The following is a 15,326-nucleotide window of genomic DNA, read 5'->3' on the forward strand; positions in this document are numbered from 1 at the left end:
GCTCCCGCCCGGGACCGGTCGGCCGGGGTGTGCAAACCTGGACCCGTGCCCACCAGGAGTCCCGCGGAGGCGTACGCCGCCGCCCGGAACCGCGCCGCTCGCCCCCACCTCGCCGAGTTCGCGGCCGGACTCCCCTTCGACCTCGACGACTTCCAGGTCAAGGGCTGTGCCGCTCTCGAAGACGGCCACGGCGTGCTCGTCTGCGCTCCCACCGGCGCCGGCAAGACCGTCGTGGGCGAGTTCGCGGTGCACCTGGCGCTCGCCCAGGGCCTGAAGTGCTTCTACACGACGCCGATCAAGGCGCTGTCGAACCAGAAGTACGCCGATCTCGTCGCGCGCCACGGGGCGTCGGCCGTCGGGCTGCTCACCGGCGACACCGCGATCAACGGTGACGCGCAGGTCGTGGTCATGACCACCGAGGTCCTGCGCAACATGATCTACGCGGGCGGGACCCGGCTCGACCACCTCGGCTACGTCGTGATGGACGAGGTGCACTACCTCGCCGACCGGTTCCGGGGTGCGGTGTGGGAGGAGGTGATCCTGCAGCTGCCGGAGCACGTCGCCGTCGTAGGGCTGTCGGCCACGGTCAGCAACGCCGAGGAGTTCGGCGATTGGCTGGTGGCGGTCCGCGGCGACACCACCGTGGTGGTCGACGAGCACCGCCCGGTGCCGCTGTGGCAGCACATGATGGTCGGCAACCGGCTCATGGACCTGTTCGCCGGGGAGAACGAGCGCGGCGAGCTGCAGGTCGATCCCGAGCTGGTCCGGCACACCGCCGAGCTGGAGCGGCAGAGCGTGGTCTGGGACCGCGGGTCCCGCGGCCGCGGGCGCGGCGGAGCGCGTCCGGCGACCCGGTTCCGGCCGCCGTCGCGGGTCACCGTGATCGACCGGCTCGACCGCAACGCGTTGCTCCCGGCGATCACCTTCGTGTTCAGCCGGGCCGGTTGCGACGCCGCGGTGGGGCAGTGCGTGCGGGCGGGGCTGCGGCTGACCACCGACGAGGAGGTCGCCGAGATCCGCCGCACGATCGAGCGGCACACCGCCGACCTGCCTACGGCCGACCTCGAGGTACTGGGCTACTGGGAGTGGCGCGAGGCCCTCGAACGCGGCATCGCCGCGCACCACGCGGGGTTGCTGCCGGCGTTCAAGGAGACCGTCGAGGATCTGTTCGTCCGCGGTCTGGTGCGGGCGGTGTTCGCCACGGAGACGCTGGCGCTCGGGATCAACATGCCGGCGCGCACGGTCGTGCTGGAGAAGCTGGTCAAGTACAACGGCGAGAGCCACGCCGAGCTGACCCCGGGCGAGTTCACGCAGCTCACCGGGCGTGCGGGCCGTCGCGGCATCGACGTCGAGGGGCACGCGGTGGTCATCTGGCACCCGGGCATGGACCCGCGGCAGGTGGCCGGGCTGGCCTCCACCCGCACCTACCCGCTGCGCAGCTCGTTCCGGCCCGGCTACAACATGGCGGTCAACCTGGTCGGCCGGATGGGCACGGCGGCGGCGCGGTCGCTGCTGGAGCAGTCGTTCGGCCAGTTCCAGGCCGACCGCTCGGTGGTCGGGGTGTCGCGGCGGATCGAGCGCAACGAGGAGGCGCTCGCCGGGTACCGCGAGTCGATGCAGTGCCACCTCGGCGACTTCGCCGAGTACGCACGGCTGCGCCGCGCGGTGTCGCGGCGGGAGAAGGAGCTGTCCCGCAAGGGCACGGCGGATCGGCGGGAGGCCGCGGCGGCGTCGCTGCGCAGGCTCAAGCCGGGCGACGTGATCGCGGTGCCGGCGGGCCGCCGGTCGGGACTCGCGGTGGTGCTCGACCCGGGGCTGGACGGCGACGACGATCCGCGCCCGCTGGTGGTGAACGAGGATCGCTGGGCCGGGCGGCTGACCGCGGCCGACTTCCCGGGGCCGGTCGAGCCGTTGGGGCGGATGCGGCTGCCGAAGCGGGTCGATCACCGGGTGCCGCGGGTGCGCCGCGATCTCGCGTCGAGCCTGCGCAACACCGGCATCGAGGCGCCACCTGTGCCGCGCCGCCGCCACCGCGGCCCGGCCGCGCAGGACGAGGAGCTGGCGGAGCTGCGCAAGGCGCTGCGGGCGCACCCCTGCCACGGCTGCGCCGACCGGGAGGCCCACGCCCGCTGGGCCGAGCGGTACGACCGGCTGGCCAGGGAGACCGAGGCGCTGCGCCAGAAGGTGCAGGCCACCACGCACTCGCTGGCCAGGGCGTTCGACCGGATCTGTGCGCTGCTCACCGAGCGCGGTTACCTCGACGGCGAGACCGTCACCGAGCACGGCCGCAGGCTCGCCGGGCTGTGGGGCGAGTCCGACCTGCTCACCGCCGAGTGCCTGCGCCAGGACGTGTGGGCCGGGCTGAACCCCGCTGAGCTGGCGGCGGTGGTGTCGTCGCTGGTGTACGAGTCGCGCCGGGACGGCGGCCCGCTGCCGCGGGTCCCGCAGGGCCCGATCGCGGAGGGCCTGCAGGCCACACTGCGGCTGTGGTCAGAACTGGAGGCCGACGAGCGGCGGCACAAGGTGGACCGCACCCGCGAGCCCGACCTGGGGTTCGCCTGGCCGGTGCACCGCTGGGCCCGCGGCGAGTCATTGGCGGCGGTGCTGCGGGCGGCCGAGCAGAACGGCGCGGAACTGTCGGCCGGGGACTTCGTGCGCTGGTGCCGACAGGTGGTCGATCTGCTCGACCAGGTCGCCGGGGTCGCTGGTCGGGATACCCCGATCGGGCGCACCGCGCGGGCCGCGGTGCAGGCGATCCGGCGCGGTGTGGTCGCCGCCGGCACCGAGTGACCAGCCGACTGGTGTGCGGGCCCGCCGAACGCTGACATGATCGGTGGAGCACCGGCTTGCGGAGCCCCGGGAGGGCTCCCCATCGGCCGGCGGCAGGCTGACGACGGCAGCCGCGGAGAACGGTGACGCCGATCGGGCCCAGGGGGTGCCCGCCGCTCGGCGCCTGTGCTTTGATCGCGACACCGCTCGGCCGCGGGCGGGGAGTGATGAGAGGGTCTGAGATGAGTACGCCCCAGGGCTCCGGCTCGAACCCGACGCCCGGCGACGCCGCCGAGCAGCCGACCGAGCAGGCTTCGTGGGGTCAAGCCCCGCCCGGGGGCTGGGGTCAGCAGGCCGGCGCCGCCCCCGCCGCCTCGCCGGCCACGCCGTCGTCCCTTCCGCCGCCTGCGGCGGCTGCTGCGCAGCCTGGCGACGCCGATCCCGACCGTACCCAGCGCGTTGACCCCGCCGTGTGGAGCCAGCAACTCGCCGCCGCCAAGCAGGCCGCACCCCAGAATCCGGCACAGGATCCAGCACAGGGCCCGGCACAGAGCGGGGCCCAGCCCCAGCAGCCCAGCCAGCCGGTTCCCGGCGCCCCGGCCGGGTACCCCCCGCCGCAGCAGTGGGGCCAACCAGCTGCACCGCAGAGCGGGCAGCCCCCGGCGTGGGGTGCGCCCCAGCCGGGCCAGCCGCAGCAGCAGTGGGGCGCTCCGCAGACCGGGTACGGCGGGGGGGCGCAGCAGCACGGCGGCCAGCCCAACCCGTACGCGCCGCCGGCGGCGCCGCCCGGATGGGGCCAGCAGGCGGCCGGCCAGCAGGCGCCGGTCCAACCACAGGTGCCCGGCCAGGCCCAGTGGGGCGCCCCGCCGCAGCAACAGCTGCAGCAACAACCGCAGCCCGGCCAGCCCGGTCAACAGTGGGGTGCTCAGCAGTGGGGGCAGCAGCCGGGCTTCGGGGGCGGACCGGCCGCCGGGGCGCCGAAGAAGAAGTCGAGGCTGGGGCTGATCCTCGGTGCGGTGGTCCTGCCCCTGGTGGTGGTCGGGGTGGCGGCCGTGCTGCTGTTCGTCTGGCCCGGCTTCCTTCTCCCGAAGGTGTTCGACGAGAAGGCTGTGCAGGAGGGCGTCACCCGCGTGCTGACGACCGACTACGGCCTGCAGAACGTCACCGGCGTCAGCTGCCCGCCCGGCCGGGAGGTGAAGGCCGGCACCACGTTCGTCTGCGAGGCGACGATCGACGGTGACCGGTCCCGGATCGAGATCACGGTGAAGGACGACCAGGGCACCTACGAGGTCGGCCGGCCGTCATCATCTTGAGCAGAGCGATCCTGGGCCGAGCCGTCCTGTGAGCCACGACGTCGAGGTCCTGTCGCGCGCGGACACCCGCGCGGCGATCCGCGTCTTCGGCCGCGCCATCGGCCTCCCGGCCGCGGACGAGGCCCGGATCAGCGGAGCTGAGGCCGCGTGGGAGCCGGGGAGGTCGCTCGGCATCCGCGCCGCCGGGGAACTGGTCGCCACCGCGTGGTCGTTCGGCTGCCGCGCCGCAGTGCCCGGTGGGGTCGTACAGGCATCGGGGGTGTCGCGGGTCGGGGTCCGCGCCGACCACACCCGCCGCGGCATGCTCACCGCGCTGATGCACGCACAGCTGACCGATCTGGTCGGCCGCGGTGACGTCCTCGCCTCGCTGCGCGCGAGCGAGGCGGTGCTGTACGGCCGGTTCGGCTACGGTCTCGCTACCCGTTTCCGCACGGTCGAGGTGCGGCGGCGGGGTGGACGCGGGCTGCGGGTCGATGCGCCGACGAGCGGCCCGGTGCGATTCGTCGAACCCGAGGGGGCGATCGAGCTGCTGGCGCCGCTGCACGAGCAGATCGCGCTGCGCCGCCCCGGTGGGCTCACGCGGTTCCTGGACTGGTGGGACCGCACCCTCGTCGCACCGGCGCGGTCCGGCCGGCACCTGCTCGTGCTCGTGCACCGCGGCCCGCACGGCGACGACGGGTTCGGCGTGGCCTCGTTCGGCGAGGGCTCGGACTTCACCGCCCGCCCGCTCGTGGTGTCCGATCTCCACGCGACCGACGCGGCAGCGCTCTGCGACCTGTGGCGGTTCCTGCTCGACGTCGACCTGGCCGGCACCGTGCGTGCAGCGCAGCGGCCGCTCGACGAGCCGCTGGATCTGCTGCTGAACGATCCTCGCGACGTCACCGTCTCCTCCGTGGACGACGAGACGTGGCTGCGGATCCTCGACGTGCCGGCTGCGCTGGCCGCCCGCTCGTGGGAGCCGGCCGAGCCGGTCACGATCGCCGTGCACGACGGATTGCTGCCGGCCAACGACGGCACGTACCGCATCGCGGACGGCGCAGCCGAGCGGATCGGCCCGGTATCGGAGACGGCCGACCTGTCGTGCACGGTCGCCGGCCTGGCGATGGCCTACCTCGGCGACCGACGCCCCTCCGAGCTGCTCGCCACCGGGTGGTGGCAGGGCGATCCCGCGGCCGGCCGGCGCGCCGATCGCGCGTTCGCCACCTCCGTCATGCCCTGGTGCGGCACGTTCTTCTGACGCGGGCTACCGCGATCTGGCGGCGTTCTGCAGTGCCTGCAGCAGCCGCTCCACCGAGCCGCCGATGCCCCAGCGCTCGACCAGCTCCAGCAGCTTCGCACCGTCGGCGGGCTCGACGGGCAGGGTGTCATCGCGGTCGAGGACGACGTCGGCGTCCCGCGCCACCCGCACCACCGGCTCGACGACGGCGAGGTAGTCCGCGGCCTTTGCGAGCTTGGTGCGCACGTTCGGGGACATGCGGGTGTCGCTCGGATCGGACACAGCGGCGAGCAGCTTCGCCCACGTGTCGTAGCGCCCGACGATGGTGGCCGCGGTCTTCGCGCCGATCCCGGGCACGCCGGGCAGCCCGTCGGACGGGTCTCCGCGCAGCATCGCCATCTCCGCGTACGCCTCGCCCGCCCGAGCCCGCGGCACGCCGTACTTCTCCGCGACTTCCGCCGGCCCGAGCAGCTCGGCCTTCGCCAGGCCGCGCCCGACGTAGAGCAACCGCACGCCGGGGTCGTCGTCGGTGACGATCTGCATGAGGTCCCGGTCGCCGCTCACCGCGAGCACCGGGTGGGTGCGCTCGCGCGCCGCGAGCGTGCCGATCACGTCGTCGGCCTCGTAGCCCTCCGCGCCGGCGGTCGCGATGCCGGCGGCGGCCAGCACCTGCAGCAGCACCGGAACCTGCGGCGCCAGCGCGTCGGGCACCTCCTCGGGCACCCCGGGCGGTGCGGTCTCCGGCTCGCCGGGCACCCGGTGGGCCTTGTAGGTGGGCAGCGCGTTCACCCGGAACGCCGGCCGCCAGTCCAGGTCGAGGCAGGCGACGAGGCGGGCCGGGCGGTGGTCGTTGATCAGCCGGGCGACCATGTCGGTGAAGCCGCGCACGGCGTTGACCGGGGTGCCGTCCGGTGCGGTGATCGACTCCGGGACGCCGTAGAACGCACGGAAGTACATGCTGGCGGCGTCGAGCAGCATCAGTGGGGCCGGGGTCACACGGGCAGCTTGCCGGATTACCCTCGGCCGCATGTCACCGGCCGTCCCCTCCGCTCCTGCCGCGGGGCTGCTCGCCGACCGCATCCGCCGGGCCGGCGAGGTCGCCGCGGATCAGGGTGTCGACCTGCTCGCGGTCACCCCGGGCACCGACCTGCGGTACCTCATCGACTGCTCCGCCGACACGCACGAGCGGCTGCTGTGCCTGCTCATCCCGGCGTCCGGGCACCGGGCCCCGCCGGCGCTGGTGGTGCCGCGCCTGGAGGCGGCGCGACTGAACACGCCCCTGCTCGAGGAGCTCGGCGTCGAGGTGGTCACGTGGTCCGACGGCGAGGACCCACACCTGCTGGTCAGCGACCTGGCCGGCGGACCGCAGGTGCTCGGCGTGTCCGACGCGATGACCGCCGACCACGTCCTCGGCCTGCGCGACGCGCTGCCGGACGCCCGGCTGACCCTGGCCGGCCCGGTGCTGCGTGAGCTGCGCATGCGCAAGGACACCGACGAGGTCGCGCAGCTGCGCGCGGCCGGGGCGGCCATCGACCGCGTGCACGCCCGGATCGGCGAGTTCCTCGAACCGGGCCGCACCGAGAACCAGATCGCTGCCGACATCGCGGCCGCGATCGTCGAGGAGGGGCACGCGGAGGCGGCGTTCGTCATCGTCGGCTCCGGGCCGAACGGGGCGAGCCCGCACCACGAGGCGGGGGAGCGCGTCGTCGAGACCGGCGACGTCGTCGTGATCGACATCGGCGGGCCGCTGCCCAGCGGCTACAACTCCGACTGCACCCGCACCTACGCGGTGGGCCGGGCGCCGTCGGGACGGGTCGCCGAGGCGTACGCCGTGCTGCAGGAGGCTCAGGAGCGGGCCGTCGCGGCGGTGCGCCCGGGTGTCACCGCCGAGGAGATCGACGCGGTCGCCCGCGGCGTGCTGACCGAGGCCGGGTTGGGGGAGAAGTTCCTGCACCGCACCGGCCACGGCATCGGCCTCGACGTCCATGAGCAGCCGAACATCGTGGCCGGCAACGGCATCGCGCTCGAACCGGGCATGGCGTTCAGCATCGAGCCCGGGGTCTACTTCGAGGGCGACTGGGGCGCCCGCATCGAGGACATCGTCGTCGTGACCGCCGACGGCGCCGAGCGCCTCAACAACCGCCCCCGCGACCTCGTCGTGCTCTGAGCAGCGAGTTGCCCCGCACGGGTGCGCGAGTTGCCCCGCTGAGGTGCGCGAGTTGCCCCGCACGAGTGCGCGAGTTCTCCGTTGAGGACCCAGCCGGTGAACTCACCGTGCTGAACGGGGCAACGCGCCGACCTGCTGCGGGCAACTCGCCCGACCCGGAGGGACAACTCGCCGACCTCGTGGGGGCAACTCGCCGACCTCGTGGGGGCAACTCGCGCACCCGTGCGGGGCGGCTCGCCGGCGGTCCGGTCAGGCCGCGGCCGGCCGCTCGGTGCCCGCCGTGACCAGCCGGGTCACGCCGTCGGCCCCGGTGACGCACTCCGCGGCGGCGACGCCCGCCCGCACGATCTCGCCCACGCACGCACCGATGCGTTCGTGCGCGGCCGCGGTGGGGTGGAACGACTCCTGCGCGAGGTGCCAGCCGAACGCGTCCAGCCCGCCGTGGACGAAGGCGTGCGGGTCGACGGTGATGCGCCGGTGCCACTCCGCCGCGGGGTCGGTGCTGGTGCACGCCTCGTGGCCGTCGGTGGCGAGATCGAGGCCGAGGAACTGGGCGCCGACCCGCTGCGCCACGCCCCGCACGGCGTCGCTGAAAGCGGGGAAGAGCACGTCGTGGCCCCACTCGGCGTCGGGCCGGCTGAACGGGCACCCGATCGCGATCGGCACCGAGATCATCTTCCCGGTCACCGGCGGCGCGTACGAGGTGAGCACCAGCGCGTAGTCGGTCGTGCCGTATCCGGCCCGGCGCATCGCCTCGCGCACGTCGCGGGCGGCCCGCTCGATCCCGGCCGCCGCCGCGGCGGTGCGCTCGCCGAGGTACGGGCCGATCGTGGTCCGGCACGCCGGCTGGACGGGGTCGATGAACGTCCGCACGCAGTCCTTGCCGATCTGGGTCAGCGAGCCCTCGTCGTTGGCGCCGACCTGCAGGACGACGGTGTGCACCCGGTACTGCCGGGCGATCTCGGCCAGCCGCCGCGCCTGGGACGGCTCGGTGTAGTGCCCGGGCGCGGGGAAGGCGACGTCGCCGGTGTCGGCACCGGAGCAGGCCAGGTTGATCGACGTACCGGGCAGGCCGGTGCGGTGGGCGTAGGCGTGCGGGGAGCGGTGGCACCAGTTGCCGTCCTCGCCTCGGGTGCCGGGCTCGTAGTCGCCCGCGCCGTCGCCCGCGGCCGCGCTGTCGCCCAGCACCACGACGGCCGGTGGCCGGGCGGCCGGAGCCGCGGACGCGCCGGGGTCGGCGACCGCTGCCGGGACGAGCAGCACCGTCGTGAGCAGACCGATCACCGCAGCTCGTCCCCGCCACCGCATGCGCGTGACCGTAGGCAGCGCTGGACGTGCGTCACCAGGAGTCCGGGCGAGTTCGACCGGCTGCGGCCGATCGTCACCCGATCGTCGGCCACTCGTGATCACGCACCGCAGGTCCGGGGTGCTCTCAGGGGCACATCAGGGGCATCCCCCACCCCGCAGCGGCCACCGCGGAGGCAGAGTGGACGGTGAGCAGTGGATGTGAGCACCGAGATCGAGTGCTCTGATCGACGACCGAAGGAGCCGGCATGTCCGCACCCGTCCGTTCGTTGAGCCGCCCCAGGGAGGGCACCGTCATCGCGGGCGTCTGCGCAGGTCTCGCGGACTACTTCGGATTGAGCCGCGGCCTGGTCCGCGTGCTGTTCCTGCTGTCCTGCCTCCTGCCGGGCCCGCAGTTCGTGCTCTACCTGATCCTCTGGGTGCTCATGCCCAAACGCGCGGTGTGAGCCAGTCGGCACGGGCCGGGGGACCGGCCTGTGCCATACTGGCCCGCGTGACCGGTCGGGACGGCTTCGTGGGTGCCATGGCCCACTGCTGTCCGGCGTGTTGTCGCTGCTGCCGCAGCTGACCCGCCCTCGACCGCTCCGCCACCGCTTCGCGCCGGTGGCCCGTACGTCTGCGACTCTCCATGGCATCCTCTTCCACCCTCGCCGGCCACACCGTCGTCGCCCTGCACGCCCACCCCGACGACGAGGCGATCTTCACCGGCATCACGCTGCGGCGGCTGGCCGCGGCCGGGGCCCGCACCGTGCTGGTGGTCGCCACCTCCGGTGACCTCGGTGAGTCCCGCGTCCCGCTGCGCCCGGGGGAGACCGTCCCGCAGCGGCGCACCGCCGAGCTGGAGCGCGCGGCCGAGCTGCTCGGTGTTGACCGGCTGGTGCTGCTGGGCCACCGCGACTCGGGCCTGCCTGGTTGGGAGAGCACCAGGCACGCCCGCGCGCTGGCCGCCGCGCCGGTGCTGCCGCTGGCTCGCGCGCTCGCCGAGCTGGCCGATGCCGAGGGCGCGACCGCCCTCATCCACGACGACGAGGACGGCATCTACGGCCACCCCGACCACGCCGCCACCCACCGCATCGGCGCCGCGGCCGCGGACCTGGCCGGGCTGCCCGCCTACCGCACCACCGTCGACCGGGATGCGCTCGACTCCCGCACCCCAGCGGGTCACCTGGTGCACGGCGCCGCGGGCGCGGCGGGGGTGCGCTACGGGCGCCGCGCCGAGGAGATCTCGCTCTCGGTCACCGGGACCGCCGAGGACCTCGCCGTGAAGCGGGCCGCGATCCTCGCCCACGAGAGCCAGGTCGCCGAGTCCGACCTGCCGGAGGACGGCTTCGCCGCGGCCTACGGCCAGGAGTGGTTCCGCCGTACCGGCGGGGAACCCGGCCCGCTCGAGGTGCTCGCCGCACTCACGGGTCACAGGGCGGATCACAGGGCAGATCACGGCGCAGATCACAAGGCCGTGACACCGGCCCCGTAGGCTCTGCTGCGTGGCCGTCCCGACCGCGCAGCCGCGCGTTCCCGATCCCGCTGCGAAGCCGCCCGCGGTGCCGGCGCGGGCCCGGTCGGTGGTTACCGCGCTGCTGCGGATCGTCGCCGCGACCGGCGGTGGCGTGCTGCTCTACCTGGCCTTCCCGCCCCGCCCGACCTGGTTCCTCGCCATCCCGGCGTTCGCTCTGCTGCGGCTGGTGCTCGACGGCCGCCGGCCCCGTGCCGCGTTCGGCTACGGCTTCCTGTTCTCGATGGGCGTCTTCGTCCCGTTGCTGCACTGGGTGTCGACGCTCGTCCAGACGCTGCCGTGGATCGCGCTCGCCGTGTTCGAGTCGCTGTTCATGGCCGTCGCCGCCGTCGGGATGGCACTGGTCGCCCGGGTGCGGTTCACGCCGGTCGTGCTCATGGCGTGTGTCTGGATCGCGGGGGAGGCGGTGCGCAGCCGGGTCCCGTTCGGCGGCATGCCGTGGGGGCGGGTCGGGTTCAGCCAGCCCGACGGACCGCTGGTCCCGCTCGCCGCGATCGGTGGGGAGCCGCTGCTGTCGTTCATCACGGTGCTGGCCGGACTCGCGCTCGGTGAGCTGGTGCGCCGGGCGCTGGCGGGACAGCGGCAGCCCCGGTCGCTGGGCGGTCCGGCGCTGCTGACGGCCGCGGCGGTGGCGTCCGGCCCGCTCGCGGGTCTGGTGCCGCCCACCGGGCCCGTGGGTCCCACGGTGACGATCGCCGCGATCCAGGGCAACGTCCCTCGGCTGGGCCTGGACTTCAACGCCCAGCGCCGCGCCGTGCTCGACAACCACGTCCGGCAGACCGAGGCCCTCGCCGCCGACGTCGCCGCGGGCAAGGTCCCCGAGCCGGACATCGTGATCTGGCCGGAGAACTCCAGCGACATCGATCCGCTGCTCAACGCCGACGCTGCCGCGCAGATCGACCGTGCGGCCCGGGCGATCGGGGTGCCGATCCTCGTCGGCGCGGTGCTGCGCAACCCCGATGGCGTGACCACCTCCAACTCCGCGCTGGTCTGGGAGGCCGGCGTCGGGGTCGTCGAGCGCAACGACAAGCGGCGCATCCAGCCGTTCGGTGAGTACATGCCGTGGCGGGAGTTCTTCCGGCTGTTCTCCCCGTACGTGGACCGCGCGGGCTACTTCGTGCCCGGCACCGGGACCGGGCGGGTCACGATGGCCGGGATCGCGGTCGGCGTCGCGATCTGCTGGGAGGTTGCGTTCGACGACGCGGTGCAGGACGAGATCGACGCCGGCGCGCAGGTCTTCGCCGTGCCCAGCAACAACGCCACGTTCGGTTTGTCGGAGATGACCTACCAGCAGCTGGCGATCTCGCAGGTGCGCTCGGTCGAGCATGACCGCACCTCGATCATCGCGACCACGAGCGGGGTCAGCGCGACGATCGACCCCGACGGCACGGTCACTCAGGCGACCGGTCAGTTCGAGGCCGGGTACCTGGTGCATGAGACCGTCCTGCGCGACACCACTACGCTGGCGTCCCGGTTGCGCGGCGTTCCCGAGTGGACGCTGGCCGCACTCGGTGTGCTGGCGGTCGGGGCCGCGCTGTGGACGGGTCGGGCGCGGCGAACCGCACCCGGCGAGGGAGACGCCGGCACTGCCGGGAACGGGAAGACAGGGGCGGAATGACAGGGGCTGACGCGCCGGGGCCGGTGCTGGTGGTGATCCCGACCTACAACGAGCGCGACAACATCCGGCCCATCGTCGATCGGCTGCTCACGGCCGTGCCGGACGTGAACGTGCTGATCGTCGACGACGGCAGCCCGGACGGCACCGGCGCGATCGCCGACGAGCTGGCGGCGGCCGACCCGCGCGTGCACGTGCTGCACCGCACAGCCAAGAACGGCCTGGGTGCCGCCTACCTGGCCGGGTTCGCCCGCGCCCTCGACGGTGACTACGGCGCCATCGTGGAGATGGACGCCGACGGCTCGCACGCCCCCGAAGACCTGCCGAGGCTGCTCGCCGCCCTGAAGGACGCCGATCTCGTCCTCGGTTCCCGCTACGTGCCGGGCGGGCGGGTGCGCAACTGGCCCGCCCACCGCTACGCGCTGTCGAAGGGTGCGAACCTGTACGCGCGCGTCGCGCTGGGCGTGCCGATCCGCGACATCACCGCGGGCTTCCGCGCATTCCGCCGGCAGGTGCTCGAGGAGCTCGACTTGAGTGCGGTGCAGTCGCAGGGCTACTGCTTCCAGATCGACATGGCGTGGCGGGCCGTGCAGGCCGGGTTCCGGGTGGCCGAGGTCCCGATCACGTTCACCGAGCGGGAGCACGGCACGTCGAAGATGGACCGCGCCGTCATGGTCGAGGCGTTCTGGCGGGTCGCTGCCTGGGGCGCCGAGCGGCTGCTCAACCGGCGTCGAGCGCGCCGAGGTGTGCGGACATGAGCGAGCCGGCGGACGAGCGCGAGGAGCTGAGCTGGGAGGCGTTCGGCGCCGCGTCGCGGGAGCTGGCCCAGCAGGTCGCCGCAGACGGATACGAACCCGACATCATCCTGTCGATCGCGCGGGGCGGGCTGTTCGTGGCCGGGGCGCTCGGCTACGCGCTCGACGTCAAGAACCTGCACGTGGCCAACGTCGAGTTCTACACCGGCGTCGACGAGCGCCTGCCCGTGCCGATCATGCTGCCGCCGGTGCCGAGCGTCGTGGACCTCTCCGGCGCACGCGTACTGATCGCCGACGACGTCGCCGACACCGGGGCCACGCTGAAGCTGGTGCGCGACTTCTGCGCCGGGCACGTGGCCGACGTCCGCTGCGCAGTGGTGTACGAGAAGCCGCACTCGTCGGTGCGGTGCGAGTACGTGTGGCGGCGCACCGACCGGTGGATCAACTTCCCGTGGTCGACGCTGCCGCCGGTGGTGCGGCGCAGGGGCCAGGTCCTCGACGCCTGATCGACGCCCGGAATCAGTGCCGGGAGGCAGTGCCGGACAGCCTGAGGGCCGGGCGGATCGCGGTGATCCGTCCCGGCCCTCCGCAGGTTGCGTATGGCGCCGATCGATCTGCGCTGATGACGAGCGCTGAACGATCTGCGCTCAGGCGATCTCGCGTCGCTTCTCCGCCAGCATCTCGAGCCGCTCGGCGAGGAGCGCCTCGAGCTCGGGGATCGTGCGGCGCTCGAGAAGCATGTCCCAGTGCGTGCGCGCGGGCTTGACCTTCTTCTGCTCCGGCTCGCCACCGTCCACCAGCCGGGAGATGCTGCCGTGCAGGCGGCACTCCCAGGTGGTCGGGGCCTCAGCGTCGTCTGCGAAGGGCACCTCGAACTCGTGCCCGCGCGGGCACTCGTAGCGAATGGTCTTCCGCGGCGCGAGATCGTGGTTGCGGTCCGTCTCGTAGCTGACGGCCCCTAGCCGGCTGCCACGGAGCACGCGGTCGGCCATGCGTCACCCTCCCGTTCTCGATGCCGAGGGAGCCTCCCCCGGCCATCACCGTCGGGTGTAACGTCTATCCCTACGACGTACATTCCCGACCTGTCGCGAACGGTCGTGCCCAGGTGCCGTCAGGCGACGTGCACCGGACGTTTGCCGTCCCGGGGGATGAGTGTCCACCATCAGGCCCGGTTACACACGCGGATGTGACGTGTCAGCCACTTGTGACCTATGTCACGGGCCTGCGACGTGCTCTTAACCTGGTGTTCTCCGCGATTTACACCCGGCTCGGGCACGTCGTATCACCGCTGCGCCCGAGCCGGCGGGTTCCACTCAGCTGCGGGCGGGCGACCGGTCGGGGGAGCGCACGGGCAGGAACGTGAGCAATCCCGCGAGCAGCACCAGGACGATCCCGGCGATGCCGGCTCGCTCCGCGTCGAACAGCGTGACGAACAGCGCGAACATGCTCGGGGCGAGGAACGACGCCGCCCGGCCGGTGGTCGCGTAGAGCCCGAAGAACTGGCCCTCCTGCCCGCGCGGCGCGATGCGGGCGAGGAACGTCCGCGACGACGACTGGGCCGGGCCGACGAACAGCGACAGGAACAGGCCGAGCACCCAGAACACGGTCGGGCCGGACAGGAACAGCAGCACGACGCCGACGCCGATCAGCCCGAGCAGCGATCCCACGATGACCGGCTTCGGGCCGACGCGGTCCTCGACCACGCCGCCGGCGAACGCCCCGATCGCGGACACGACGTTCGCCACCACCCCGAAGAGGAGCACGTCGTCTTCCGGGATGCCGAACACGGCGACCGCGAGCACCACACCGAAGGTGAACACCCCGGCGAGGCCGTCCCGGTAGACCGCGCTGGACAGCAGGAACCACAGCGCGTGCGGATCGCGGCGGTGCACCGCGCGCACGTCCTCCACGAGCCGCTTGTACGAGGCGACGATGCCGATGCGGGCCGGCCGGTTCGGGTCCGGCGGGATCTCCGGCACGGAGATGAACATCGGCAGCGCCGACACGAGGAACCAGCCCGCGGCGATCAGCGCGACGAGCCGGATGTTCCAACCGTCGGCGGTGGCGATGTGGAACACACCGGCGGTGCCGTCGTCGTTGGTGCTGATGAACCCGATGTAGAGGCCGAGCAGCAGCACGATGCCGCCGAGGTAGCCCATTCCCCAGCCGAAGCCGGAGACGCGGCCCATCGTCGCGGGCGTGGAGACCTGGCAGAGCATCGCGTTGTACGACACCGACGCGAGCTCCCAGAACACCGAGCCCAGCGCGAGCAGGATCAGCCCCAGAGCGAGGTACTGCTCGTCGTCGCGGACGAACACCAGCAGCGCCATCGTGACGATCGTGATCGCTGTCCAGACGCCGGTGGCGCGCTTGCGCCGGCCCGCGGAGTCGGCGCGGGCCGCGATCACCGGCGCCGCGATCGCGAGGGCGACGCCGGCGATGCCGACCGCCCAGCCCAGCGCGGCGCTGGCGCTCGGTTCTCCGTCCCCGACCGCCCGGGTCAGGTACACGGAGAAGACGAACGTGAGGATGACGGTGTTGAACGCCGCGGAGCCCCAGTCCCAGAAGCCCCAGGCGATCACCTGCCCGCGGGTCGCGGGCTGCGCGGGAGGCGCGGCTGCGGTCATGCGCGGAGCGTAGCGGCGGCCGGGACCGGCGCACCCCGTAGATCTA

13 protein-coding genes are annotated in these 15,326 nt (G+C 73.5%); 9 read left to right on the forward strand and 4 right to left on the reverse strand.

The genetic code is table 11. The features are described 5' to 3' along the window. Positions 1-45: 45 nt before the first annotated feature. The 3 genes from BUE41_RS00355 to BUE41_RS00365 all read left to right on the forward strand — a co-directional run bounded on the left by BUE41_RS00355 (position 46) and on the right by BUE41_RS00365 (position 5,319). Complete coding sequence (locus BUE41_RS00355) at positions 46-2,790, forward strand: DEAD/DEAH box helicase (RefSeq protein ID WP_143171891.1); 2,745 nt, start codon at positions 46-48, stop codon at positions 2,788-2,790. A gap of 221 nt (positions 2,791-3,011) precedes the next feature. Beyond that, on the forward strand, positions 3,012-4,082 hold the full coding sequence (locus tag BUE41_RS32340) for a DUF4333 domain-containing protein (protein ID WP_084754108.1): 1,071 nt from the start codon (positions 3,012-3,014) through the stop codon (positions 4,080-4,082). Between the two features lie 28 nt (positions 4,083-4,110). Then, a complete protein-coding gene (locus BUE41_RS00365) occupies positions 4,111-5,319 on the forward strand; it encodes a GNAT family N-acetyltransferase (protein ID WP_073454792.1) in 1,209 nt (402 codons plus the stop codon). A 6-nt stretch (positions 5,320-5,325) separates the two neighbouring features. On the opposite strand, the gene BUE41_RS00370 is transcribed toward BUE41_RS00365, so the two are convergent. Then, positions 5,326-6,276 carry a 5'-3' exonuclease gene (locus BUE41_RS00370; RefSeq protein WP_084754219.1) on the reverse strand — a complete coding sequence of 317 codons (951 nt, stop codon included), beginning with the start codon at positions 6,274-6,276 and terminating at the stop codon, positions 5,326-5,328. 49 nt (positions 6,277-6,325) lie between these two features. On the opposite strand from BUE41_RS00370, the gene BUE41_RS00375 reads away from it, so the two are divergent. Continuing rightward, the gene (locus tag BUE41_RS00375) at positions 6,326-7,465 is read left to right on the forward strand and encodes a M24 family metallopeptidase (RefSeq protein ID WP_073454793.1); all 1,140 of its coding nucleotides are present in this window, start codon (positions 6,326-6,328) and stop codon (positions 7,463-7,465) included. Between the two features lie 249 nt (positions 7,466-7,714). Here the strand turns inward: BUE41_RS00375 and BUE41_RS00380 are convergent, their stop codons facing one another. Continuing rightward, positions 7,715-8,773: a GDSL-type esterase/lipase family protein gene (locus BUE41_RS00380; protein ID WP_073454794.1), complete on the reverse strand. Its 1,059-nt coding sequence runs from the start codon at positions 8,771-8,773 to the stop codon at positions 7,715-7,717. Positions 8,774-9,018: 245 nt separating this feature from the next. Here BUE41_RS00380 and BUE41_RS00385 point away from each other — a divergent pair, with 245 nt between their 5' ends. From BUE41_RS00385 to BUE41_RS00405, 5 genes are all read left to right on the forward strand, one after another. After that, positions 9,019-9,216 (forward strand): PspC domain-containing protein, encoded by a 198-nt coding sequence (locus tag BUE41_RS00385; RefSeq protein WP_073454795.1) that lies wholly within the window; start codon positions 9,019-9,021, stop codon positions 9,214-9,216. A 182-nt stretch (positions 9,217-9,398) separates the two neighbouring features. Further along, the gene (locus BUE41_RS00390; RefSeq protein WP_073454796.1) at positions 9,399-10,244 is read left to right on the forward strand and encodes a PIG-L deacetylase family protein; all 846 of its coding nucleotides are present in this window, start codon (positions 9,399-9,401) and stop codon (positions 10,242-10,244) included. A gap of 10 nt (positions 10,245-10,254) precedes the next feature. Continuing rightward, positions 10,255-11,901 (forward strand): apolipoprotein N-acyltransferase, encoded by a 1,647-nt coding sequence (gene lnt / locus BUE41_RS00395; protein ID WP_073454797.1) that lies wholly within the window; start codon positions 10,255-10,257, stop codon positions 11,899-11,901. Then, positions 11,898-12,656, forward strand: a complete 759-nt coding sequence (locus tag BUE41_RS00400) for a polyprenol monophosphomannose synthase (RefSeq protein WP_073454798.1) — start codon at positions 11,898-11,900, stop codon at positions 12,654-12,656. The genes lnt and BUE41_RS00400 overlap by 4 nt, the downstream gene beginning before the upstream one ends. After that, the gene (locus tag BUE41_RS00405; RefSeq protein WP_073454799.1) at positions 12,653-13,159 is read left to right on the forward strand and encodes a phosphoribosyltransferase; all 507 of its coding nucleotides are present in this window, start codon (positions 12,653-12,655) and stop codon (positions 13,157-13,159) included. Before BUE41_RS00400 ends, BUE41_RS00405 begins: the two co-directional genes overlap by 4 nt. Before the next feature lie 141 nt (positions 13,160-13,300). Here the strand turns inward: BUE41_RS00405 and BUE41_RS00410 are convergent, their stop codons facing one another. Continuing rightward, positions 13,301-13,645 (reverse strand): RNA polymerase-binding protein RbpA, encoded by a 345-nt coding sequence (locus BUE41_RS00410; RefSeq protein ID WP_073454800.1) that lies wholly within the window; start codon positions 13,643-13,645, stop codon positions 13,301-13,303. A gap of 321 nt (positions 13,646-13,966) precedes the next feature. Continuing rightward, the gene (locus BUE41_RS00415) at positions 13,967-15,280 is read right to left on the reverse strand and encodes an MFS transporter (protein ID WP_073454801.1); all 1,314 of its coding nucleotides are present in this window, start codon (positions 15,278-15,280) and stop codon (positions 13,967-13,969) included. Positions 15,281-15,326: the final 46 nt, after the last annotated feature.

Source organism: Pseudonocardia thermophila, from assembly GCF_900142365.1.
In the GTDB taxonomy this organism is placed as follows: domain Bacteria; phylum Actinomycetota; class Actinomycetes; order Mycobacteriales; family Pseudonocardiaceae; genus Pseudonocardia; species Pseudonocardia thermophila.

Excerpts from the sequence above, each read along its gene's own strand:
- BUE41_RS00370 (WP_084754219.1), bottom strand. The coding sequence starts at position 6,276 with ATGCTGCTCGACGCCGCCAGCATGTACTTCCGTGCGTTCTACGGCGTC.
- BUE41_RS00410 (WP_073454800.1), bottom strand. The coding sequence starts at position 13,645 with ATGGCCGACCGCGTGCTCCGTGGCAGCCGGCTAGGGGCCGTCAGCTAC.
- BUE41_RS00390 (WP_073454796.1), top strand. The coding sequence starts at position 9,399 with ATGGCATCCTCTTCCACCCTCGCCGGCCACACCGTCGTCGCCCTGCAC.
- BUE41_RS00385 (WP_073454795.1), top strand. The coding sequence starts at position 9,019 with ATGTCCGCACCCGTCCGTTCGTTGAGCCGCCCCAGGGAGGGCACCGTC.
- BUE41_RS32340 (WP_084754108.1), top strand. The coding sequence starts at position 3,012 with ATGAGTACGCCCCAGGGCTCCGGCTCGAACCCGACGCCCGGCGACGCC.
- BUE41_RS00375 (WP_073454793.1), top strand. The coding sequence starts at position 6,326 with ATGTCACCGGCCGTCCCCTCCGCTCCTGCCGCGGGGCTGCTCGCCGAC.
- BUE41_RS00380 (WP_073454794.1), bottom strand. The coding sequence starts at position 8,773 with ATGCGGTGGCGGGGACGAGCTGCGGTGATCGGTCTGCTCACGACGGTG.
- BUE41_RS00400 (WP_073454798.1), top strand. The coding sequence starts at position 11,898 with ATGACAGGGGCTGACGCGCCGGGGCCGGTGCTGGTGGTGATCCCGACC.
- BUE41_RS00405 (WP_073454799.1), top strand. The coding sequence starts at position 12,653 with ATGAGCGAGCCGGCGGACGAGCGCGAGGAGCTGAGCTGGGAGGCGTTC.
- BUE41_RS00415 (WP_073454801.1), bottom strand. The coding sequence starts at position 15,280 with ATGACCGCAGCCGCGCCTCCCGCGCAGCCCGCGACCCGCGGGCAGGTG.